General features: G+C 45.1%; 18 protein-coding genes. 14 read left to right on the top strand and 4 right to left on the bottom strand.

Translation table 11 applies throughout. The features are described 5' to 3' along the window. Positions 1-742 precede the first annotated feature (742 nt). The gene (locus tag BO18_RS32425; protein WP_051688495.1) at positions 743-1,795 is read right to left on the bottom strand and encodes a hypothetical protein; all 1,053 of its coding nucleotides are present in this window, start codon (positions 1,793-1,795) and stop codon (positions 743-745) included. 284 nt (positions 1,796-2,079) lie between these two features. On the opposite strand from BO18_RS32425, the gene hisC reads away from it, so the two are divergent. From hisC to BO18_RS04500, 3 genes are all read left to right on the top strand, one after another. Further along, positions 2,080-3,132 (top strand): histidinol-phosphate transaminase, encoded by a 1,053-nt coding sequence (gene hisC / locus BO18_RS04510; protein ID WP_034443963.1) that lies wholly within the window; start codon positions 2,080-2,082, stop codon positions 3,130-3,132. A gap of 124 nt (positions 3,133-3,256) precedes the next feature. Then, on the top strand, positions 3,257-3,733 hold the full coding sequence (locus BO18_RS04505; protein WP_034443961.1) for a COG2426 family protein: 477 nt from the start codon (positions 3,257-3,259) through the stop codon (positions 3,731-3,733). 172 nt (positions 3,734-3,905) lie between these two features. Continuing rightward, positions 3,906-4,730, top strand: coding sequence for a class I SAM-dependent DNA methyltransferase (locus BO18_RS04500; RefSeq protein WP_034443960.1), 825 nt, complete (start codon positions 3,906-3,908; stop codon positions 4,728-4,730). 30 nt (positions 4,731-4,760) lie between these two features. Here the strand turns inward: BO18_RS04500 and dapF are convergent, their stop codons facing one another. Beyond that, positions 4,761-5,675, bottom strand: coding sequence for a diaminopimelate epimerase (gene dapF / locus BO18_RS04495; RefSeq protein WP_034447029.1), 915 nt, complete (start codon positions 5,673-5,675; stop codon positions 4,761-4,763). A 27-nt stretch (positions 5,676-5,702) separates the two neighbouring features. Continuing rightward, positions 5,703-6,365 carry a YczE/YyaS/YitT family protein gene (locus BO18_RS04490; protein WP_034443958.1) on the bottom strand — a complete coding sequence of 221 codons (663 nt, stop codon included), beginning with the start codon at positions 6,363-6,365 and terminating at the stop codon, positions 5,703-5,705. A gap of 158 nt (positions 6,366-6,523) precedes the next feature. On the opposite strand from BO18_RS04490, the gene BO18_RS04485 reads away from it, so the two are divergent. The 9 genes from BO18_RS04485 (at position 6,524) to glf (ending at position 17,155) form a co-directional block, all read left to right on the top strand. After that, positions 6,524-7,750 (top strand): LL-diaminopimelate aminotransferase, encoded by a 1,227-nt coding sequence (locus BO18_RS04485; RefSeq protein WP_034443956.1) that lies wholly within the window; start codon positions 6,524-6,526, stop codon positions 7,748-7,750. Between the two features lie 110 nt (positions 7,751-7,860). Further along, the gene (locus tag BO18_RS04480) at positions 7,861-8,364 is read left to right on the top strand and encodes an SEC-C metal-binding domain-containing protein (RefSeq protein WP_034443954.1); all 504 of its coding nucleotides are present in this window, start codon (positions 7,861-7,863) and stop codon (positions 8,362-8,364) included. A 115-nt stretch (positions 8,365-8,479) separates the two neighbouring features. Continuing rightward, positions 8,480-10,363, top strand: a complete 1,884-nt coding sequence (locus tag BO18_RS04475; RefSeq protein WP_034443952.1) for a threonine--tRNA ligase — start codon at positions 8,480-8,482, stop codon at positions 10,361-10,363. Positions 10,364-10,463: 100 nt separating this feature from the next. Next, positions 10,464-12,011, top strand: a complete 1,548-nt coding sequence (locus BO18_RS04470; protein WP_185752345.1) for a hypothetical protein — start codon at positions 10,464-10,466, stop codon at positions 12,009-12,011. A gap of 10 nt (positions 12,012-12,021) precedes the next feature. Then, a complete protein-coding gene (locus tag BO18_RS04465) occupies positions 12,022-12,633 on the top strand; it encodes a hypothetical protein (RefSeq protein WP_034443949.1) in 612 nt (203 codons plus the stop codon). Between the two features lie 201 nt (positions 12,634-12,834). Beyond that, entirely contained in the window at positions 12,835-14,373 is a 1,539-nt protein-coding gene (locus BO18_RS04460; protein ID WP_034443947.1) for a glycosyltransferase, read from the top strand. Then, entirely contained in the window at positions 14,373-15,116 is a 744-nt protein-coding gene (locus tag BO18_RS04455) for a zinc ribbon domain-containing protein (protein ID WP_034443944.1), read from the top strand. Before BO18_RS04460 ends, BO18_RS04455 begins: the two co-directional genes overlap by 1 nt. A gap of 378 nt (positions 15,117-15,494) precedes the next feature. Continuing rightward, on the top strand, positions 15,495-15,830 hold the full coding sequence (locus BO18_RS04450; RefSeq protein WP_034443943.1) for a hypothetical protein: 336 nt from the start codon (positions 15,495-15,497) through the stop codon (positions 15,828-15,830). Positions 15,831-15,991: 161 nt separating this feature from the next. After that, positions 15,992-17,155 carry a UDP-galactopyranose mutase gene (gene glf / locus BO18_RS04445; protein ID WP_034443940.1) on the top strand — a complete coding sequence of 388 codons (1,164 nt, stop codon included), beginning with the start codon at positions 15,992-15,994 and terminating at the stop codon, positions 17,153-17,155. A gap of 122 nt (positions 17,156-17,277) precedes the next feature. Here glf and fliD read toward each other — a convergent pair whose 3' ends face one another. Beyond that, on the bottom strand, positions 17,278-18,579 hold the full coding sequence (fliD, locus tag BO18_RS04440) for a flagellar filament capping protein FliD (RefSeq protein WP_034443938.1): 1,302 nt from the start codon (positions 18,577-18,579) through the stop codon (positions 17,278-17,280). 226 nt (positions 18,580-18,805) lie between these two features. On the opposite strand from fliD, the gene BO18_RS04435 reads away from it, so the two are divergent. After that, positions 18,806-20,668 carry a hypothetical protein gene (locus BO18_RS04435; protein ID WP_034443936.1) on the top strand — a complete coding sequence of 621 codons (1,863 nt, stop codon included), beginning with the start codon at positions 18,806-18,808 and terminating at the stop codon, positions 20,666-20,668. Then, positions 20,668-21,717, top strand: coding sequence for a bifunctional glycosyltransferase family 2/GtrA family protein (locus tag BO18_RS04430; RefSeq protein WP_034443933.1), 1,050 nt, complete (start codon positions 20,668-20,670; stop codon positions 21,715-21,717). The genes BO18_RS04435 and BO18_RS04430 overlap by 1 nt, the downstream gene beginning before the upstream one ends. The last annotated feature ends 12 nt before the right edge of the window (positions 21,718-21,729 follow it).

Raw genomic sequence — 21,729 nt, 5'->3', positions numbered from 1 at the left:
TCAAGGACTTGCGCGAGTGCCCCTTGAGGAGCAGGGGCATCCTTGTACAGCCACCAGAATCCATGCATAAAGGTCTGTAACCGGGGAAGGCATTATTTTTTGTTCAATCTACTGCCTTGCCCCTCCAGTCAGGTGACGGTTCTATTGCCTGCCTAGCCATGCTAAGCACCTCCCATGCAAAAACTTCACGCAATATCGCAAACGCTACGTCCGAAAACAGAAAAACCTATATAAAGACGTAGTATTTCCCTATTTATCAACGTAATATCGATATCGCTACGTCTCATATTAGAAAAACTCAATAACAGACGTAAGGAATGGCCGGTTTTTATCAACTAACTGATAATCACTACGTCCATAATTCCAAAAAACAAAATTCAGACGTAAGCAAAATTCTAGGTGTTCGAAATAATAGAAAAAACGACCAAAATCAACTGCTACTCTTACCGAAAGCGTAATAGAGGCAGAGCACCTAGCTGTTCCTGGATTCTGAATCCGAGGCAATAAACCAGCCACCCTTTAGGGGCTTGCCTTTGCCGGGTTCTGGTGGAAACGTTACAATGCGTAGAGCGACGGTGATGTCCTTAAGCTGTTCCCATCATCTTCACCGTCGGCGATAGACTTCAAACGTTTCCAACAGGTTCGGGCAAGGGTGGCGGGCATTAGCCAATAACTATACCGTAGGAATTCCTGTTTATAGCATGAAAGAGGCCGGACAAACCGGCCTCTTTTTACGTTGTGGTTACAATGCAGCCAGGTCCACTTGTTGGACGGTGCCGACGCCTCCGCTTTCACGAAGGAAGAGGCCTGAGGCCCGTGTCATTGCTGACATCATGAAGTCGGAGTTGTGGTGGGATATCCGGGTTTCTGCGCTGCCAAGATAGATCGCACCAACATCGGACTCCTTAAGGCCAAGGAGACTGTCTGTTCCATCTTCATTTCTGACCCAGATTCTCAGGTGGTCATAGATCTCATCATTTTCATCGATCCAACCGTTGCTGTCTTTGTCGTAGGCAGCAAGATCCATAAATCCATTCCCACTTCTGGTTCCGAAAAGTTCAGAACCATCGTTAATCTTTCCGTCACCATTTTTGTCATAGGCAAGGAATCCGGAGCCGGAGCCAAGGTTTGAAACCTTTTCTTCCTTTCCGTCGCAGTCCAGATCAAAGGAGAAGGACTGGTCGCTGATGTGGGTCACGTCAGAGCTTACGTTGATCACAAGAGGATCAATGAGACTTACGGCGCTGGCAATACTCATTCCTGCATATTGGGTGAGGCGCTTGGACATGGAGAAGTTCACTCCAAAATCAATGGCCCTTCCATCTTCAGTCAGAGCTGTGCCTGTGCCGTTAAAGGTGGTTTCCTCCTCCTGGATGTGGGTCATGGTCACAGTGGTGACCTTTACGAAGGAGTTTGCAGACAGCATGTTTGCTGTGTTTGACAGGGTGTTCTTGTAGCCCCTGTTCTGGTTGTCGCCGCCAAAGAGCTGAAGGAGCCGAAGGATCCTTTCGAGGAGCACATTCCTGATCTGTGAGATCTGGTCCTCTAGGGTGGACTCATAGCTACTTAGATAATCAGTCTTTGAGGGCTTCAGTGAGGAGTAGTTTTCGCTTTCCAGGGCAGTACCTTCCGTATCTGCCTCAGTCAGCTCCAGGGAGTCCATTTTCTTTTCCTGATTCTGAAGACTGTCAAGGAAAGACGCCCTGGTGATGGTTCCGCTTTGCACAGACAGGGTATTTTCCTCATAATACCTGCTGCTGGAAACCAGGTTCACGTTGCTTTGTGCAATTTTCATGGTACCTCCTTATGGGTGTGGTGAAGCATCCATTCTATTGCGGATTCAGTGCAACAAAAATGGACCTTCACCGGGTGAAGTAACTCATCCATGAAGATCCGCATGTGACATCCAAGCTGTCAAAAGATATATCGGCTAAGGCAAATTGCCACATAATGGCCCGGGCAAAAGACTAAATATTCTGACAACTTAATGTCGCTATAATATTCTTGAATTATCTTTTGTAATTTAGTACTGTATAATAGTAAAGCGTTACAACGGATGTTTAATAATGGAGAGAAAATATGAGCTGGGAAGATAATGTCAGGAAGGTTGTGCCCTACGTACCGGGGGAGCAGCCAAAGATCAAGAATATAATAAAGCTTAATACAAACGAGTGCCCCTATCCGCCAGCGCCAGGAGTTCAGGAAAAACTGCGGAACATGGACTATGATGATTTCAGGCTGTACCCTGATCCTGAGGCAAGCACTCTTACAACGGCACTTTCAAAATACTATGGGGTGCCCAAGGATCAGATCTTTGTGGGTGTTGGCTCTGATGACGTTATTTCCATGGCCTTCATGACCTTCTTTAATTCCCGCAAGGAGATCCTGTTCCCTGATGTCACTTATTCCTTTTATGATGTCTGGGCTGACCTTTACAGGATTCCATATAAGAGGGTTCCGCTGGATGGGGATTTCAAGATCCGCAAAGAGGACTACTATGGGAAAAACGGCGGAGTGATCTTCCCTAATCCCAACGCACCTACAGGAATTCTTGAAGACCTGGATATGATCGAGGATGTGGTGAAGCACAATCCTGATGTGGTAGTTATCGTGGATGAGGCCTACATTGATTTTGGTGGAAAGAGTGCGCTGCCTTTGATCGAGAAGTACGACAATCTTTTGGTTGTTCAGACCTTCTCCAAATCAAGGTCCATGGCTGGCCTGCGTATCGGCTATGCCTTTGGGTCCAAGAAGCTCATCGGTTACCTTCAGGACGCCAAATTCTCTTTTAACTCCTACACGATGAACAGGCCATCTCTGGAAGTAGGCGCTGCAGCGGTGGAAGACGATGCTTATTTCAAGGAGGTTTGTTCAAAGATCATAGCAACAAGAGAGCGTGTGAAGCCCGAATTTGCTAAGCTCGGCTTCGAGTTCACTGACTCTCAGGCTAACTTTATTTTCGCAAGACACAAGACCGTTCCCGGAAAAGAGATATTTGACAAGCTCAGGGAGCGTGGCATTATCGTAAGGCGTTGGGACGCCCACAGGATTGCGGATCACCTGAGGATCACCATCGGAACTGACGAAGAGATGGATAAGCTCCTGGAAGCATTAAAAGAAATCCTGGCCTGATTCAAAAGTTCTTTTTACAGTGGCAACTACTGATCTTTCAAAAAACATTAGACAAATCGGAAAAATATGTGTATATTTATCACTTGATTGTACTTTTAATGATTTTTGATGGACAGGAGTTAGTATGTTAAAGAAATATATTATAGTATTTTTGATTTCAATGGTTCCACTTATAGAGCTTAGAGGTGCAGTTCCATATGCGATTGCAAATGGCCTTCCTGTATTGCCAAGTTATATAATAGCTATCATCGGCAACATGATTCCGGTGCCTATTATTTTCTTCTTTGCCAGGAAGGTTCTTGAATGGGGAAAGGACAAGCCTGTTATCGGAGGCTTTTTTACATTTTGTCTTGAAAAGGGACATAAGGGTGGAGAAAAGCTTAAGGAAAAGGCTGGTAAAGGTCTTTACTGGGCATTGTTCCTTTTTGTAGGAATTCCACTTCCCGGAACAGGAGCTTGGACAGGAACACTTGCAGCTTCTATTTTGGATATGGATTTCAAGAGAAGCGTTAAAGCAATCATTTGTGGTGTTGTCCTTGCAGGAATCATCATGGGTTCAGGTACAAAGATCATCATGTTGATTGCAGGATTATTTGGTTGATAATTCTACGTGAAAAACTATTATTCAGTTGAAGTAAAGGCCAATGGAATGTGCATAAGGAACGATTGTCAAGCTCTATGGAGACAAGACAGCCTCCCAGGTTGGCTTGTCGGAATGCTTAGAGCCTGGAGAGACGTTGCACATTCTATTGGCCGTTTTTTAGGAGTGAATTATGGAAGCATATACAGATTTTGCAGCAGTATATGACACCTTTATGGACGAAACCCCATACGATGTATGGGGTAATTTTGTTGCTGGAATTATAGATAAATATGGCGTGTCAAAACCGGCGAATTCGGATCAGGGAAAAGAGATAGCGGAAGACTCCGAGGATGCCCTTGAACAGGAGCGTAATCTTGTGGTGGAGCTGGGATGTGGAACGGGAAGTTTTACCCAGGTTCTGAAGAGAAAGGGCTACGACATAATGGGAATAGATCTTTCTCCAGAGATGCTTGATCTTGCCAGGAAAAAGAGCTATGAAGCAGGGCTGGACATCATGTACCTGGAGCAGGACATGAGAGAGCTGGATCTTTACTGTACCGCAGGAACAATTGTCAGTGTCTGCGACAGCATAAACTATGTGCTGGAGGAACAGGAGGTAATCGATACCTTCAAGTTGGTAAATAATTTCCTTTTCCCTAAGGGGATATTCGTTTTCGACTTTAACACCCTTCACAAGTATCGCGATGTGATCGGTGATACAACCATTGCTGAAAACAGAGATGATTGCAGTTTCATCTGGGATAACTACTACCACGAGGAGGACCACATCAACGAGTACGACCTGACCATCTTTGCAAGGTGCGACGAGGAGGATGAGATCTTCAGAAGGTCAGTGGAGACCCACTTCCAGCGTGGCTACACACTTGAAGAGATGAAAGGCTTCGTTCAGGCAGCAGGCCTGGAGTTCATTACAGCCATCGACGCCGACACCCACGAAGATCCCACCGACGACAGCGAGCGCATCTACATCGTCGCGCGGGAATCCGGCAAGTGAGCCATGGGGACGGTGGCTGTCCGTGGCTGGTCAGATGTCGATGGAACCTTCGAAGACGGTGGTGGCGGGACCTTCCATGATGACGGGGGAGGTGGCGTCGCCGTCCCAGGAGCAGGTTACGATTCCGCCAAGGACATGGACGTTCACCGTTTCTGCTGTGTGACCGTTTAAGATGCAGGCTACGGTTGTGGCGCAGCAGCCGGTTCCGCAGGCGAGAGTTTCGCCGGTTCCACGCTCCCATACTCTCATGTGGACGTTGTTCTTATCGTCAATCTTTACGAACTCTGTGTTAACACGGTTTGGGAAGAACTTGTGGTTCTCAAACTGTGGACCGATCTTCTCTATATCGAAGGTGGCAAGATCCATGTCATCAGGCAGGAAAACTACTGCGTGGGGATTTCCCATGGATACGCAGGTCATCTTCCAGTCTCTGCCGTCAGCAGTGATAGGCACATCTACGCAGGCATCTGAAGGAATTCCTGAAAGAGCAACAATATTTCCAGCTGAAGCCGGTAGCTCTTTTGAGGATTCTGTAACAGGAATCTCCGGAGCACTAAGAATCGGAGCTCCCATATCAACCTTCACGCTCTCAACCAGGTTATCAGCCCCAACTGTCAGATCAATATATTTCTTTTTTCCGGCGCTGACGATGGTCAGCTTCTTTTTATCTGTAAGTCTGTGGTCGTAGACGTACTTGGCAACACATCTTATGCCGTTTCCGCACATCTCGGATCTGGATCCGTCTGCGTTGTACATCTCCATTTCAAAATCTATGGAAGGATCATCTACGGGATTTATGAAGATAAGCCCGTCGGAGCCGATACCGAAATGCCTGTCAGAAACCTTCTGGGACAGCTTAGATTTCTTTTCCTGGGGAACAAGTTCTTTTCCTCCGTCAACATAAACGTAGTCATTGCCACAGCCATGCATCTTGGTGAATTTGATATTCATACTATTTCCTCCCGAAAAAACTTATTTGTTCAAGAACGGTCTTGCAATGTGAACATTGTAAAACTCAATCAGGGGCCCCATGAAAAAGGCAGTTATGATGGTTCCAATACCGGCAATTGTTGGGATCTGTGATATGGTGCCACCGGCTGTCAAAAACAGTATAACGCCGAGGATTACGCAGACCAGATCAGTGATGATCCTGACATACTGGAACTTGCCTTTTTTCCAGGTGCCCACTATGATCAGGGCAACGGCGTCGTAGGTGGATACACCCAGGTCAGCAGTCATGTAGAAGGCTGAGCCGAAGCAGATGATCACAACTCCGATAACCAGGCACAAAACCCGGACCGGGATAGAGGGATTCACGATTATGGTCTGAAAAAATTTGTAACTGAATTCAGTGATATAGCCCAAAAGGAACAGGTTGATAAAAGTCGCTATTCCAATATAGTGTCTGTCAAAGATAAGGGAAAACAGCAGAAGTACAGCATTGGTGATCATGTAAAGCGTCCCGAAGTCGATGGGGATCAGGGCGTCGAGACCTGCCATAAAGGACTGGAAGGGATCTACCCCAAGGGCAGCGATCTTGAATATTCCTACGCTTATGGCACAGATTATTACGCCAAACAGGGACATTACGATTCTTCTTGGAAGCTTGTCAATCTTATTAAATGAAAGTGCCATGGATTTTTTTCTCCTTTATGTGGGGCTGCCGGGCGTGTGCATAATTATTTGATTACATGATAAATGTTTTCGATACTATTGTCTATTAAATTGTGCAAAGCTGTATACAATGATACAAAATTAGTGTAGAATCATTCCAAAACACGGGAGGAATAATTATGTACAGAGCCAATGAAGATTATCTGAAACTACCGGGTAGCTACCTGTTCAGCACCATTGCCAAGAAGGTAAGTGCTTTTCAGGCAGAAAACCCTGACAAGAAGATCATAAGACTTGGAATCGGAGATGTTACACTGCCTCTTTGTCCTGCAGTTATCGAGGCCCTTCACAAGGCAGTTGATGAACAGGCTGATCCAGCAACCTTCAGAGGATATGCCCCGGACCTTGGATACGAGTTCCTTCGCCACGCTATGGCTGAGAACGACTTCAGAGCAAGAGGCTGCGATATTGCAGATGATGAGATATTCATTTCAGACGGTGCAAAGAGCGATTCCGCCAACATCCAGGAGATATTCACCAAGAACACCAAGCTTGCTGTCTGCGACCCTGTTTACCCCGTTTATGTGGATTCCAACGTAATGGCCGGAAGATGCGGTGATTATGATGCTGAGACAGGAATGTGGAGCAACGTGATCTACATGCCATGCACTGCTGAGAACGGCTTTGCGCCTGAGCTTCCCAGTGAGACTCCGGATATCATCTATCTGTGCTTCCCTAATAACCCTACAGGCTCAGCTATCACAAAGGACCAGCTTCAGGTCTGGGTTGATTACGCCAACAAGGTTGGAGCAGTGATCATCTTTGATGCTGCTTATGAGGCATATATTTCAGAGGACAATGTTCCTCACTCCGTTTTTGAGTGCGAGGGTGCAAGAACCTGCGCTATCGAACTTAGGTCTTTTTCCAAGAATGCAGGATTCACAGGCCTTCGCCTTGGAGCAACCATAATTCCTCACGACCTTAAGGTTAAGCAGGACGGCGAAGAGGTGGAGCTTCACAGACTTTGGGCAAGAAGACACGGAACCAAGTACAACGGCGCTCCATACATTGTTCAGAGAGCCGGAGAGGCTTGCTACAGCGAGGCAGGCAAGGCCCAGATAAAAGAGATGGTAGGCACCTACATGAAGAATGCCAGCTACATCCTGAATGGTCTTAAGGACGCAGGATATCAGGCTTTCGGCGGTGTGAACTCCCCATACGTATGGCTCCGCACCCCTGATAACATGACCAGCTGGGAATTCTTTGATCACCTTCTTACAAAGGCAAACGTTGTGGGAACCCCAGGCTCAGGCTTTGGACCAAGCGGCGAGCACTACTTCCGTCTGACAGCCTTTGGAAGCTACGAAAACAGCGTCGAAGCTCTTGATAGGATCCGCGCTCTGTGACGTATTTTTCAATGGTTTACATATTGAAGAGGATATATTAAAATATATTGAATGTATGTGTATTAACTGCATACATTCAATTTTTTTGTAGAAAAACAGGAGTAAAAACTATGGCATTATTAGAAAAATGGCGCAATATGGCATACTCTGAGACTGCTAACAAGGGCGATCTGCAGAGACTTTGGACTGATTATTTTCAGAAGGAAAAAGACATTTACGCAGAGCTTTTAAAGAACCCTGACGAAGTAGTTAAGGGAACAGTAAAAGAGCTTGCAGAGAAATATGGTGTAGACCTTATGACTATGGTTGGTTTCCTTGATGGAATCAATGATAGCTTGAAAGAGCAGAACCCTATCGAAGAGATGGAAGAGGATACACAGGTTAACCTTGGATTCGAGAAGGAGCTTCTTTACAAGAACATGGTAAATGCCGGTGCTGACTGGCTTTACAACCTTCCTGAGTGGGAGGCTATCTTTGATGAGGATAAGAGAAAGGCTCTCTACAAAGAGGAGAAGGCTTCTCACACCATCAGAAAAGAGAACAAGGTATATCCTAACGATCCATGCCCATGCGGAAGCGGCAAGAAGTACAAGAAGTGTCACGGCAGAGCATAAAAGGCGGCTTTACCCGTGAGCAGAGCACTTGGTTGGTGTAAGCTTACGGGAGAAAAAATATAAAAAAATTAAAGAAAAAGCATTACCCGGTAGGTATTGCAGGAAAGGAAAAGAAATGACAAAAGAAGAGTTTAAAGAAGTTTACAGACATTCACTGGCACACATCCTTGCAAAGGCTGTGATCGAGCTGTACGGAAAAGAAGTTCAGTATGCTATCGGACCTCAGATTGACGACGGTTGCTACTACGATTTCGTACTTCCAAAGGCTATCACTCAGGATGATTTCAAGACCATCGAGGATAAGATGCGTGAGATCATCAAGAGAAGAGAGGATTGGACAAGGAAGGAAGTTTCAAGGGCTGAGGCCTTAGAGATCTTCAAGGATCAGAAGTTCAAGACAGAGCTTATCAATGATCTTCCAGAGGATGAAACTCTTACTATTTACTATACAGGAGAGGACTTTGTAGACCTTTGCAGAGGACCTCACGTAGAGAACTCACAGGAACTTATGAATGTTTCCTACCAGCTTAAGAGCGTATCAGGCGCTTACTGGAGAGGCGACGAGAAGAGAGACCAGCTCTCAAGAATTTATGTATATGCTTTCCAGACAAAGGATGAGCTCAAGCAGCACATCAAGATGATCCAGGAAGCAATGGAGAGAGATCACAAGAAGATCGGACCACAGCTTGATCTTTTCATGTTTGATGAGACAGCTCCAGGAATGCCTTACTGGCTTCCAAGAGGATGGAAGATGTACCAGGCTCTCCTTAAGTACTCAAGAGAGGTTCAGGAGAGACACGGCTACACTGAGATCGCAGCTCCTCTTGTTAACAACAAGAAGCTCTGGCTTATCAGTGGTCACTGGGCTCACTATGTAAACAACATGTTCATGGTTCCAGGTATTTCAGGATGGCTTAAGGCTGACGCTGAGATCCCGGGAGTACTTGAGAACATCAACGACAACACAGAAGAGCCTACAAACGTTAAGATCCAGGCTGGTTCAGTAATCTACAATCGTGAGCTTGAGGACACAATGGCAGCAAAGCCTATGAACTGTCCTAACGCCATGATGACCTATAAGAGAACAAATCACTCCTACAAGGAGCTTCCTATCAGATACAGCGAGTACGATGTACTTCACCGTAAGGAGAAGTCAGGACAGATGAACGGTCTGTTCCGTGTACAGGAGTTCCGTCAGGATGATGACCATACATTCGTAATGGAGTCACAGATCAAGGAAGAGATCGCAGATGTAATCGCAATCGCTGATGAGATCTACTCCACATTTGGTGTAACCTACAGAGCTGAGTTCTCAACGAGACCTGAGGACTTCATGGGTGACATCGAGGTTTGGAACAGAGCTGAGGCTGCTCTCAAGGAGATCCTTGATGAGAAGTACGGCGAGGGCGGATACGAGATCAACGAGGGAGACGGTGCTTTCTACGGACCTAAGATCGACCTTCAGATCAAGGACGCTCTTGGAAGAGAGTGGCAGTGCGGAACTGTACAGCTTGACTTCCAGCTTCCTCATAACTTTGGACTTACATACCAGGCTCAGGACGGATCAATGCAGATGCCTGTGGTTATTCACAGAGCTATCTACGGATCCTTGGAGAGATTTATTGGTATCATTATCGAGAACTTCAAGGGCGTATTCCCATTCTGGCTCAGCCCATATCAGGTAGGTATCGTTCCTATCAGAGTTGAGCACAACGAGTATGCTAAGAAGGTTGAGAAGGCCCTTATGGATGCCGGCATCCGCGTAGAGGCTGATTACTCCGACAACAACATGAAGGAGAAGATCAAGAAGTTCAAGAACTACAAGGATCCATACATTCTTGTTATCGGAGACAAGGAGGCAGCTGAGGGAACAGTTTCCATCAACGTCCGTGGCTCCAACAAGCAGATCCAGAACGTTCCTTTAGAGGAGCTTGTAAAGATGTGCGTAAAGATGAACAGTGAGCACTCACTTGAGCTCATTGATACATATGAGGCATAAGATAGTGGGGGCAGCATTTTACTTTGCTGCCCTCTTTCTTCTAATCCAATCTGTTATATTGTCCTTTTCGACAGACATTTGGTACGACGAGCTTTTTTCCATGGAGTTTGCCGCAAGGCCTGTTGCTGAGCTGATCTCTCTTACTGCAAGAGATGTTCATCCTCCCCTTTATTACATGATAGTGAGGATGTTTCTTTTGATGGGACAGGGCCTTGGCATTGTGGGAGGCGCTCCCGGGCAGCTGGCTCCAGAGATCCTGGCAAAGCTGGTATCAATCCTGCCGTTCTTTATTCTTATGATCTACAGCCTGACAACGGTGAGAAAGCACTATGGGCTTCTTGCATCAGGCCTTTTTTCCTTTGCTATAATTTCAATGCCACAGCTTCCTGAGTACACTACTGAGATCAGGATGTACAGCTGGACTATATTGTTTGTGACAGCAGCTCTTTTGCATGCTATGTCTCTTATAAGGAGCGAGATGGCCGGGAATGAGGCTGGCTGGGACGTGGCAGATGCATTGGCGCTCTGGCTTTACTCTTCGGCAGCAGCTTATTCCCATTACTACGGAGCTTTTTCCGTGGGGATCATCCTTGGTATCATGCTGATCTGGATGATCGTGTACTTTGTAAAAAATATGAAGAGCGAAAACTTGAAGTCAGTAAACGTCAAGGCACTTGCTCTGGCTATAGGACTGATAAACCTTACTGCTGCATCCTACGTGCCATGGATATCTGTTGTTCTTAAGCAGGTAAGCGCTGTTAAGGCCAATTACTGGATTCAGCCTGTGGGTCTTCGCAGTCTTGGAAGCTGCGCTAAGTACCTCTTTAAGGGATACTTTACAAACGAAGCGCTGGCAACTGTGATCGCTGTGGCGCTGTTTATCCTGATAGCGTTCATGTTTGCAAGAACGGTTATGCGCGCCTTCAAGTCCTACAGAACAGTAGCGGCTAATTCCACTGAGGCAGCAGACCTTGATTCACGAACATTTGATGTGTTTACCTTGTATGCCTTCATGATTCTGCCACTTCTCATCTTCGCAGGACTTTTGGCTTCATGGCTTATAAGGCCTGTATTCGTAAACAGGTACATGCTTCCTGCCTATGGTTGTTTCTGGCTTGCAGTTTCAATTATGGTGGCTAAGGAGCTTGAGACAGGAGCGGTGCTGGGCAAAGCAAAAGCTGGAATGCTGGCAGCAGCTCTTTTGCTGGTGTTGATGGCAGTGGTTGGAGCTGTTGATTTCAAGACCTTCATCGGCAACGAACAGTACAGGAAGGTCAACATGGATAAGACCCTTGCGTTGTTTGAGGAACTTGATTCTGATACAATTATTATCAGTAATTTCAATCATGTTCAGGGGCTTTTGTCTTACTACCTCAACAAGGGTGAAGGGGATTACAAGATCTACCTTTATCAGGAGAAGGCTGAGCCTTTGATCGAGGAGACAGTACCGGGGCTTTTGTCCATAGATGACCCCATTGATATTGCCAATTACCTTGAGGGTGGCAAGAAGGTTCTTTTCCTGGGAAGTTTTAACAGCAGAGACGTGTTGGTTAAGGAGTGGGAAGACAACCTTGGTATAAAGAACGAGAATCAGGGCAGTTACCTGATGGAGAGATATTGGTTTGATGTGTTCAAACTGAGCTTATAGGAGAACTGGGATGGAACGTTGTAAAACAGCGATCAGGATTGGAATAAGACTTGCCATGGCAGTAGTGGTATTTGTGGCCTTTATGGGCTCTTTTGTCACGCCCACCTATGCTGCCACAGACCTTAAGGAAGCTACTTTTTGCAGTTTTGTGATTCCTCCGGAGTTTATTCCAGGGGAGGAGAAAGGTCTTTTCATAAACAAGAATCACCCTATGGAGTCTTCCTCCATCATGTACAGCAGCTATGACAACGGCGCGGATGTGGCTCTGACTAACAGGCAGAAGGCTGAGCAGAAGGAGCAGGGAATTATCCCTCCTCAGGATGAGACCCAGAATCTGACAAAAGACATTTATCAGGAAACCATAGCCGCAGCCTATAACAGCGCCTATGGAGAGGACGTGGGTTACACCGTCAGCTCTTTTAACCGCATCACTGTTGACGGGTATCCGGGCTATAAGATTGTTGGAACTTACCAGGCTTCTGACGAGGAAGTGGTGCACCAGACGGTATATATGCTCCTGTCCAGGTACAGGACCTTCACTGTGACTTATCAGCGTGCTGAGGACGATGACTGCGAAGAATTTTTCGAAGAGTCCGCTGCAACCATTCATGTAGGTGCTTAAATGTGATAAAATGAATGATATAGGGATCCAAGGTCATATGAGATTCACGCTTGTGTGGAATCTCATATGACTTTGGAGACCGAACAAACATGAGGAAGGAGCATGTCAATGCGGATTCCGAATGTTTGAAGGATTGCGAGAACGCAGTGGAGCAATCCGTATATCATATACACCTTCCTTAAATCTAGCGAACGGACGACCATGTTTGAAAAACTCACAGATCTGATCACCCAAGGCGATTATAAAGAGGCTCTGTACGAATTTCAGGAGGAATTTTTGCACATTGATGAGATACCTCCTATGGATGCTGCAAGACTGTGCGTACTTGAGGCGACGCTGTGGGAGACTCTGGAGGATCCGGTGGCAGAGTTTGATGCCATCTCCCGGGGGATTTCCTATGATCCGGGCAACTACGAGCTCTTTTACTTGCTGGGCTTGCAATTCCTGGACATCAATATCAACAAGGCTTATCTATGCCTGGAAATGGCCCTTTTCTATTGCCATGAGGGGGAGGACGGACAGGTCATAGAGGAAACCTTAAGGCAGGTAAAGGCTGACCCTGCGTTAGAAGTCAGGAATGTCAGCATTATGATTCTTTCCTACAATGATCTTGAGATCATGAAGGATTGTATCGGTTCCGTTGAAAACACCCAGCCAAAGGGCTCCATAGAAGTTGTAGTGGTAGACAATGCTTCCACTGAGGAAGGTGTAAAGGAGTTTCTAAGGGAAAAGGCAGAATCTGCAAAATACCCCTTTAAACTCATAGAAAATGAAGAAAATCTTGGATTTGCTGCAGGCTGCAATATAGGAGCAAGGCAGTGTGATCCGGATAACGATATATTCTTTTTGAATAATGACGCAGTGCTTATGCCTAATTCTCTTTTCTTTTTGAGGATGGGGCTTTATGACAACAGGAATGTTGGCGCTACAGGCGCTCTTTCCAATTCTGCATCTCTTCAGCAGGTGGATGTAAAAGAGATACTTCCGGACTTTGACGAAGCTGATGAAGTGCCATGGCATAGGGCGCTGGGGTACCGGAAAGCAGTAGAGATCTTTAGAAAATATGCAGAAAAGAAGTGCATCCCACAAAGAAATGCCTATGTAAAGTGTTTCAGACTCACAGGTTTTGCGCTTCTTGTTTCCAGGATGGCGCTAAACAGGGTGACTATAGACGGCCAGGTATTTGACGAGCTTTTCTCACCGGCCTATTTCGAGGATGATGATCTGGGAATAAGGCTTGCAAAAGCCGGATTTGATCAGTATCTTTGCAGGAACAGCCTCATATATCACAATGGCGGAAGCGGCTTTGGGAATGGCAATAGCGTCATGGAAGATAGCCGCGAGAAGTTCAAGGAGAAATGGGGATTTGATATCTGGGGATTTTCCCTTCCCTGGTTTGAAGCGGCTGATAGGGTAATAGCTCTTTCACAGGAAAAGAAGGAGAGCCTTCGGGTCATAGATTTTACCTGCGGATTTGGCGCAACAGCTGCTTATATCAAGAGCATCTGCCCCGATGTATATATCGTGGGAGTCTGCAATAGCTCTTTTGAAGCAGGGTTGGCATCCCGGATTGTGGATGACGTGGTGTGGGGCGAGCAAAATACAGTAAGACTCCCATGGAAGAAACATTCCTTTGACGTGGTTCTTGCGGAAACTGCCTATGTCAGCAAAGGCAGGATTGCAGAATGCATGGTTCCTGGCGGAGTGCATATAGATAATGCTGATCAGGAGGATAATTGATGAATTGTCCCAAGTGTGGCAAACCATTGCCTGAAAAATTGAGCCTTAGAATGAACTTTTGCCCTCTTTGTGGAGAAAAACTTTTTGAGGAAGGCAAAAAGTATCTTATGGAGATACAGTGCGCCGGTCAGAGACAGGGCGAACGGGATGTTATGATGGTCTTTGTGGACGACAGGTCGTTTTATGAAGTGAAACCTTCAGAAAGTATCTGCATTGCTCTTGATGCGGGATTCCATACTATCAAGTTCAAGCATAAGATCAGGAATAAGACCATTAATCTGTTGATAACCTCAAGCTATGTGATCAAGGTTTACTACAACACACTTTCGGGTCTTATAGAGACTAACATAAATGTGGTTGAGGACTCGCAGGACGGTATAGATGCTCAGACTCTGGCTCATAGAGACCTTACAGCACCTGTCATGGTGTCTGAAGATGGCAAAAGAACCTTTGATATCATGCTTGGAGAGGACGATCCGGAGTATGAGGTTAAGGTTACCAGTGGCCTGGATGAGGGCATTCTTCGTATATATGCTGAACGCTGTGAATTTACTCCTTCCACAAGGCATAAAAAAGTGGTGACAAGTTATAAAGATGTTGTCTCTGTAAAGAAGAAAATGGGCTCAATAGATATCATTTGTGATGGAAATGTGCATAAAGTTTATAGTATTCCGAAAGATATCTACAATGAGGTTTTGGCATTTTTGACCAATAGAATCGGCGAAGTTGGGGGCGGTTATTAGCTTAGACGGGGTGCGATTACTAAATAACACACATAAACATATGGAAATATGCGAACAAACAGCGCTTTTGTGCTGTTTGTTTTTTCGTTTACATTCCAAAAATTCGATTTTATCAGTATTAATGAGCTCTCCGAGTATTGACGTAATAAAGTCCTTCATTGTAACAATGAATTGTGAAAAAAGTGTGAACACTTTCGCAAATTCTTGTTATAAGGTGTATTTTCGTTAAAATGCCAAAAAACCGTGGGCAATCTGCCTTAAATTTTATTCGAAAATTCCCCTAAAAAGTGAATGACGAAAAATCGTCTATGTGTTATTCTATGTAATGCAAAAGGAAAGAGATTTCAAAAAGAAATAATAAGATAGGAGGTAAAGGACATGACAAAGGCCGAAATTTTAAAGAGAGAAATTCTTTCACAGTATAAAAGTGTTAGACAGTTTGCAATAGATATGTCTATTCCATACAGCACACTTGTTACAGCATTAGATAGGGGAATTGAGGGAATGGCTTACGGAACAGTAATCAAAATGTGTGATCGTCTTAATCTTAACCCAGTAGATTTCTCAACACTTGAGCAGGGTACAGACCTTGGCAAGAAGATCGTAGAGAATCGTGTAATGCAGCAGTACGTAAAGCTCAACAAGGTTGGTCGTAAGAAGATCCTTGATATGATGGGTGACTTCTCACAGCTTGATAAGTACCAGGCTGATTAAAAGTAATCACCTGGCGAGGTCCTTTCGAGCCTGGTGTACTACTTTGTTCTGGCGAGTGCCTTGGCACGAGAGCAGAACTTCCGCTTTTTATTAAAATTGCAAAGACTCTGTGGTATAATACACCACAGAGTTTTTATTTTGCCAAAAGTAAGGGGGAAACCATGAAGTACGATTACTTAATAGTCGGAGCAGGACTTTTCGGAGCAGTATTTGCCCACGAGGCAGCAGCTAAAGGAAAAAGCGTCCTTGTAATAGATAAAAGAGATCACATCGGTGGTAACATTTACACCGAGAACAGAATGGGTATCAACGTTCACAAGTATGGTGCACATATCTTCCATACCTCAGATAAGGAAGTGTGGGAGTACGTTAACAGATTTGCAGAGTTTAATAACTACATCAACAGCCCTGTGGCAGTTTATGGGGATGAGCTCTACAATCTTCCTTTCAACATGAATACCTTCAGCAAAATGTGGGGGATAAAGACTCCTGATGAAGCCAGGGCTATTATCAAAGAGCAGGCAGATAAGGAGATCGAGAGGATAAACAGTGAAAAGGGTACAGATGTCTTTTCACCGGATAATCTTGAGGAACAGGCTCTTAGCCTTGCCGGCAGGGATATATATGAAAAGCTGGTAAAGGGCTATACTGAGAAGCAGTGGGGAAGGGATTGCAAGGAGCTTCCAGCCTTCATAATCAAGAGACTTCCCATGAGATTCATATTTGATAACAACTATTTCAATGACCGCTTCCAGGGAATTCCTGTTGGTGGCTACACAGCTCTGGTGGAAAAGCTTCTTGAAAATGTAACTGTGAAGACCGGCGTTAACTACTACGATTTTGTGAAGCTTCAGGACAACCTTCCTGTAAGACCATTTGAATCAGTTGAGGGTGACAGCTTTGACAACCTGGTATTTACCGGAATGATCGATGAGTTCTTTGGCTACAAGCTTGGAACTTTGGAATACAGATCACTTAGATTTGAGACTGAGGACCTTCCTGATACAGATAACTTCCAGGGCAATGCGGTAGTCAACTACACAGAGAGACAGATCCCTTACACAAGGATAATCGAGCATAAGCACTTCGAGTTTGGTCAGGGCAAGGGAACCATCATCACAAGAGAGTATCCTGCCGACTGGAAGAAGGGCGACGAGCCTTACTATCCTATGAATGATGAAAAGAATAATCAGCTCTATCAGAGCTATAAAGATCTGGCGAAGGATTTCCCGGAGATCATCTTCGGTGGAAGACTGGGACAGTACAAGTACTACAATATGGATCAGATCATCAGAGAAGCGCTGGATATGAGTGCAAAAATATAATTGAATGCAATTATGAATAAAACGGATGAAGCCCCCATGCATATGATGCATGAGGGCTTCCTATATTATTTCAAGTCACCTCTTCTGCAGCAGAGGGACTTAAGCGCACGAGGCGCTTTTGCTCAACAATAGTTATTAAACATCATGCCGGAGTACTCACTGGTGATGTAAGGCGATGAGTAATCGCGGCTGTCAGGGTTCTTGTAATTAACAACCGGCCTGTCTATGTATTTCATAGGGTCTACCGATATGTCTTTTGTCTTATCAATAAGAGCATCTGCGAACTTGTTCACCGGTTCAAGTGCCGCCATACTGTTGCCGGCGGATACAGCCTGCCGAAGCATCTCATCATCTATTGATAAGGTTCCGTTTCCTTCAAGTTTTATTCCCAGGTCTTCACAGTCGGAAAGGTTTTGCTGCGCGATTCCTATTATCTCGGACCTTAGCTTGGAGCCTTTGAACTTATCGTCGGTCTTTCCTGCTGCGTCTGTGATAAAGTTGTTGTAGTTGTCGATAAGGGAAGTGACGTGCTTAAGAAGCGCTTCGTTGTCCTTCTTGACTCCAACATGTATAGGTGATGCAGCTATGGTGGTCTCCTTAAGGGTGATATCAAACTTGCCACCTACTGTAAAGTGATTGGATACTGCTACGCGGTCTTCTCCATTAAGTGAGAAGTGTGCGTTGGTGGCGGGGGCAGCAACATGATCGATACCAAGGTATTTGATAGCACCTCCGGCCAATCCACTTGAGGATTCAAATATCTCGAACTGGCTCACCTGTCCGGGACGAAGACCTGTGTGAGTGGAAGATATCTCCAGAGCAGATCTGTCGCCGTCTTCTACTACTTCGGCGTGTAGCCCTATATTTGCTTTGTTTATTAGTTTTTCAAGTTTGTCCTGAACATCTTTGTTCTTATCCGTGCCATAGACACTGAACTGGAACTCGAATTCCTGACCGTTTATTCTTACATCAAAGGCGTAGTTGTCAGCGGAAAGTCCGGCAGCATCCTTAGGAAGGAATGCGCCTTTGTTGACCTGACTGCTGGCCAGCTGCGTGACTTCAATGTCGAACTGTGCATTGCCGATGTCCTGATCAGGAGTCTTGCCGATATAAGAAGCAACAACCTTATCATCATCGGTAGTGAAAGCAGAGGTGTGATTCAAAGAAGATTTATCTTCATGATCACTGAGCCTCCGGATAGAACCCTGAAGCTGTCTTGCCTTTTCTTTTATATCTATAGCATCGTTTCGCGATGTATCGTCATCTGTAAGTAGATAAAGAGGGGACTTCTTGTTGATTTTTGCAATCGATTTATACACATCCCTAAGCTCTTCTTTACGATGAGCGTCGGCCTGTGTAACATCTTTAGACACGTAGTCCTGTATGAAATGGTTATAAGCACCATTTAGAGAAATGCCTGCCATAATGCCCCTCCTTTCTTCCTTGATGTACGTACGAGTCCTTTGCTCTACCAATCCTTTGGTATCAATCGCACGAGGGCATATCTAGCCACGTTTAGTTACTTACATAATACTAGATAATAAGCAAATGTCAATCATAAAACGACTTTGTTAATACATTTTAATAGATATTTAAGATTTGTTGCAGGTTTAAGTGACTTTTATTATTATGTTATGAGAGGTGAAAAAAGTGTTTTTTGTGATAATGGCGGCGTTACTTGTACTATCTGCAAGGATCGCCTATGTATATAAAAAGAATATCCTTGATATTATTGCCCTTTCATCGGCTGGGTTTTTGCTATCCATGTATCTGCTGGCCTTTTTTAGGGGGCTTGAGCTTACAGGGCCTTTGGCTGCTATAGTAATAGCTGCAGTACTGATCCGGACAGCGCTTTCTTCAGGCCGGGGCTCCGCTTTTGGAAAAGAGCTTTTGGCAATAGGAAAAGAACTGTTAAACCCTATGGTGGTTCTGTTTGTACTGACGGTTGTCGGCGTAACCTTTGCTGTTTCTGACCACATTATAACCTGGTGGGATGACATTAATTTCTGGGCATCTGATGCCAGGCAGCTGTATTTTCTTAATGGATTTCCAGGAAAGTATGGAAATGCTTCCCCTGAATTTGGAGATTATCCTCCTGTAACATCCCTGGCTAAGTGGCTGTTTTTACAGGTAAGCCCTATACAGTACAAGGAAGGCCTTCAGTTTGCCGGGTACTTTTGGATAAACGGAGTATTTCTTTTGCCACTCCTTGCAAAAATTCAGGGCACCATAGATAGAAGCGGTCTTGAAAAGTGGGGAAGACTGCTTGCTTGTGTGCTGTCCTTTGGAGCAGTGATGCTTCTTCCCGGAGTGTTTAATGGGATCATCTATTATGGAACACCTTCTGATATTACGATGGCCATCATATATGGAGCGCTTCTTCTTGCCATATATGATCAGAGTGCCCATGGGAAGGTATTCTATTATGTGAGAATTGGCCTTTTTGTGTCAGTGCTTCTTTTGACGAAAAATGTTGCTGCTGAGTGGGCTCTCTTTGCGCTTATCTTTTATCTGGTGGTGGCTCAGAGAGAAAAGTACATCTGGCTGTCGGTCCTTGGAGGCGCAGCAACTGTCGGAAGCTGGTTTTTATTTTGCTTCGTCAACAGGAGAGTGGCAAAGCTTACAGGAGAGGGCATAAAGATGGCCACCTTCGGTAAATACAGGGCTCCCGAGAATTCATTTGATAAGATGAGGTTTTTCTTTGAGGGATTCTGGCAGCAGTCCATGCATGGTGACCACAACCTGACCCTGGATCTTTCTACCGGGGCTGTGGTGGTACTGATATTTGTAGCAATAGCTCTTTTGTACTACAGAAATATTCTGGGGAAGCATGAAGTTAAGAAGATAGCTCTTTTCACCCTGTTCACAGGGATCCTTACTTATGGAATTGTGTTCCTGGCCCATATCTCAATCTTTCAGACTGAGGAGCAGTATCTTGATGCCTATGCCATGGCTGTATCCATTGCAAGGTACTGTGCGCCTTTTTCTATCGGAAGTACTTACCTTTTGATGGGGATTCTTTTCGGAAGACTCCAGGCCAAGGGGCGTAAGGAGATACTTAGAGGACTGGCGATCTGTCTTTTCCTTATATTCATAACTGCGGATTATACCGGTATCTGGAAATATCTCTATGGATACCGTGGCACGCTGGTTGACGATCAGACCTACTATGATGACATGGTGGGCGATGGAGGAAGGCAGCTGCTTAAGGCTGTGGACGACAGCCAGTACTGGGGCAAGCGCATCCTGGTATTCAGGGATGGGCACAGCTATTATTGGGTACACAATGCTTACATAAGTAAGAGTGCATCTCCGGTGGCGCTGGTGTATAATGAATTTCTTACTGAGCTGGATAATAAGGACACTATTATTCAGAAGATAAAGGATAGTCACGCTTCATATATTTATGTAGAGGATGGCGAGGGGATTTCCAAAGAGCTGTTCTCTGAGGTTCTTTCGGACGACGGATTTGAACCCGGAAAAGTATATAAGACAGAAGGAATAATTTACTGATGAGTAAGATCATACCGGTGATCGTGCCGGCATATGAGCCAGATGAAAAGTTAATAACACTTGTGGATGAGCTGGTAGAGGCTTCGCTTTCTCCTATTGTGGTGGTTAATGACGGCTCCGGAAAGGAGTACGATGGGATCTTTTCTGCTGTTAAGGAGAAGGGAGCGCTAGTTTTAAACCATGCTGTGAACATGGGGAAGGGCAGAGCGCTGAAGACTGCTTTTAATTTCTGCCTGAACGAATACGCAGATCTTTGTGGTGTTGTGACAGCGGATTCTGACGGACAGCACCAAGTGGATGATATCAAGAAGTGCATGGATGCCCTTGCTACGGAAGGGGATGCGCTGGTACTTGGTGTCAGGGATTTTGATGAGTCCGGAATTCCTGCCAGGTCCGTTTTTGGAAATAAGGTCACCAGTGTGGTCATGAAGTTTTTGACCGGCATTGCTATCAGTGATACCCAGACAGGGCTTCGGGGAATATCTTCCGAGTTTATGAAATTTCTTTTGACAGAAAAGGGCGAGAGGTTTGAGTTTGAGACCAACATGCTCATGGATGCCAAGGAACTTGGAATACGGATAAAAGAAGTACCTATTAAAACTATTTATTTGGAAGAAAACAGGTCAAGCCATTTTAATCCCATTAAGGATTCCATCAGGATCTATGCGATATTCTTCAAGTTTTTGTTCTCTTCACTTTCATCGAGTGTGGTGGACATAGTTTTGTTTGGGCTGTTTTGTTCATTGCTTAGGAATACAAATCCGGTGATCGGTTATATTATGCTGGCTACAATCCTGGCACGGGTCATTTCGGCGATCTATAATTTTTCAATCAACTACAAGGTGGTATTTAAAGGAAAGGGAAGCAAGGGTAGTGCTGCCATCAAGTACATAATTCTTGCTGTTTGTATCATGCTTCTTTCGGGAGGACTGGTAAGCTTTTTCCATGCTCTTTTGCCTATGGCGCCTGAGTTTGCAGTGAAGATTCCTGTGGATGCAGCTCTTTTCCTGTTGAGCTTTTTTGTGCAGAGGGAAATTGTCTACAAATAAGCCGAAAAAATA

It is taken from the genome of Butyrivibrio sp. AE2032, from assembly GCF_000702965.1.
This window is presented reverse-complemented; position numbering and strand designations above follow the sequence as displayed.

Excerpts from the sequence above, each read along its gene's own strand:
- BO18_RS32425 (WP_051688495.1), bottom strand. The coding sequence starts at position 1,795 with ATGAAAATTGCACAAAGCAACGTGAACCTGGTTTCCAGCAGCAGGTAT.
- hisC (WP_034443963.1), top strand. The coding sequence starts at position 2,080 with ATGAGCTGGGAAGATAATGTCAGGAAGGTTGTGCCCTACGTACCGGGG.
- BO18_RS04505 (WP_034443961.1), top strand. The coding sequence starts at position 3,257 with ATGTTAAAGAAATATATTATAGTATTTTTGATTTCAATGGTTCCACTT.
- BO18_RS04500 (WP_034443960.1), top strand. The coding sequence starts at position 3,906 with ATGGAAGCATATACAGATTTTGCAGCAGTATATGACACCTTTATGGAC.
- BO18_RS04490 (WP_034443958.1), bottom strand. The coding sequence starts at position 6,365 with ATGGCACTTTCATTTAATAAGATTGACAAGCTTCCAAGAAGAATCGTA.
- BO18_RS04485 (WP_034443956.1), top strand. The coding sequence starts at position 6,524 with ATGTACAGAGCCAATGAAGATTATCTGAAACTACCGGGTAGCTACCTG.
- BO18_RS04480 (WP_034443954.1), top strand. The coding sequence starts at position 7,861 with ATGGCATTATTAGAAAAATGGCGCAATATGGCATACTCTGAGACTGCT.
- BO18_RS04475 (WP_034443952.1), top strand. The coding sequence starts at position 8,480 with ATGACAAAAGAAGAGTTTAAAGAAGTTTACAGACATTCACTGGCACAC.
- BO18_RS04470 (WP_185752345.1), top strand. The coding sequence starts at position 10,464 with ATGGAGTTTGCCGCAAGGCCTGTTGCTGAGCTGATCTCTCTTACTGCA.
- BO18_RS04465 (WP_034443949.1), top strand. The coding sequence starts at position 12,022 with ATGGAACGTTGTAAAACAGCGATCAGGATTGGAATAAGACTTGCCATG.
- BO18_RS04460 (WP_034443947.1), top strand. The coding sequence starts at position 12,835 with ATGTTTGAAAAACTCACAGATCTGATCACCCAAGGCGATTATAAAGAG.
- BO18_RS04455 (WP_034443944.1), top strand. The coding sequence starts at position 14,373 with ATGAATTGTCCCAAGTGTGGCAAACCATTGCCTGAAAAATTGAGCCTT.
- BO18_RS04450 (WP_034443943.1), top strand. The coding sequence starts at position 15,495 with ATGACAAAGGCCGAAATTTTAAAGAGAGAAATTCTTTCACAGTATAAA.
- glf (WP_034443940.1), top strand. The coding sequence starts at position 15,992 with ATGAAGTACGATTACTTAATAGTCGGAGCAGGACTTTTCGGAGCAGTA.
- fliD (WP_034443938.1), bottom strand. The coding sequence starts at position 18,579 with ATGGCAGGCATTTCTCTAAATGGTGCTTATAACCATTTCATACAGGAC.
- BO18_RS04430 (WP_034443933.1), top strand. The coding sequence starts at position 20,668 with ATGAGTAAGATCATACCGGTGATCGTGCCGGCATATGAGCCAGATGAA.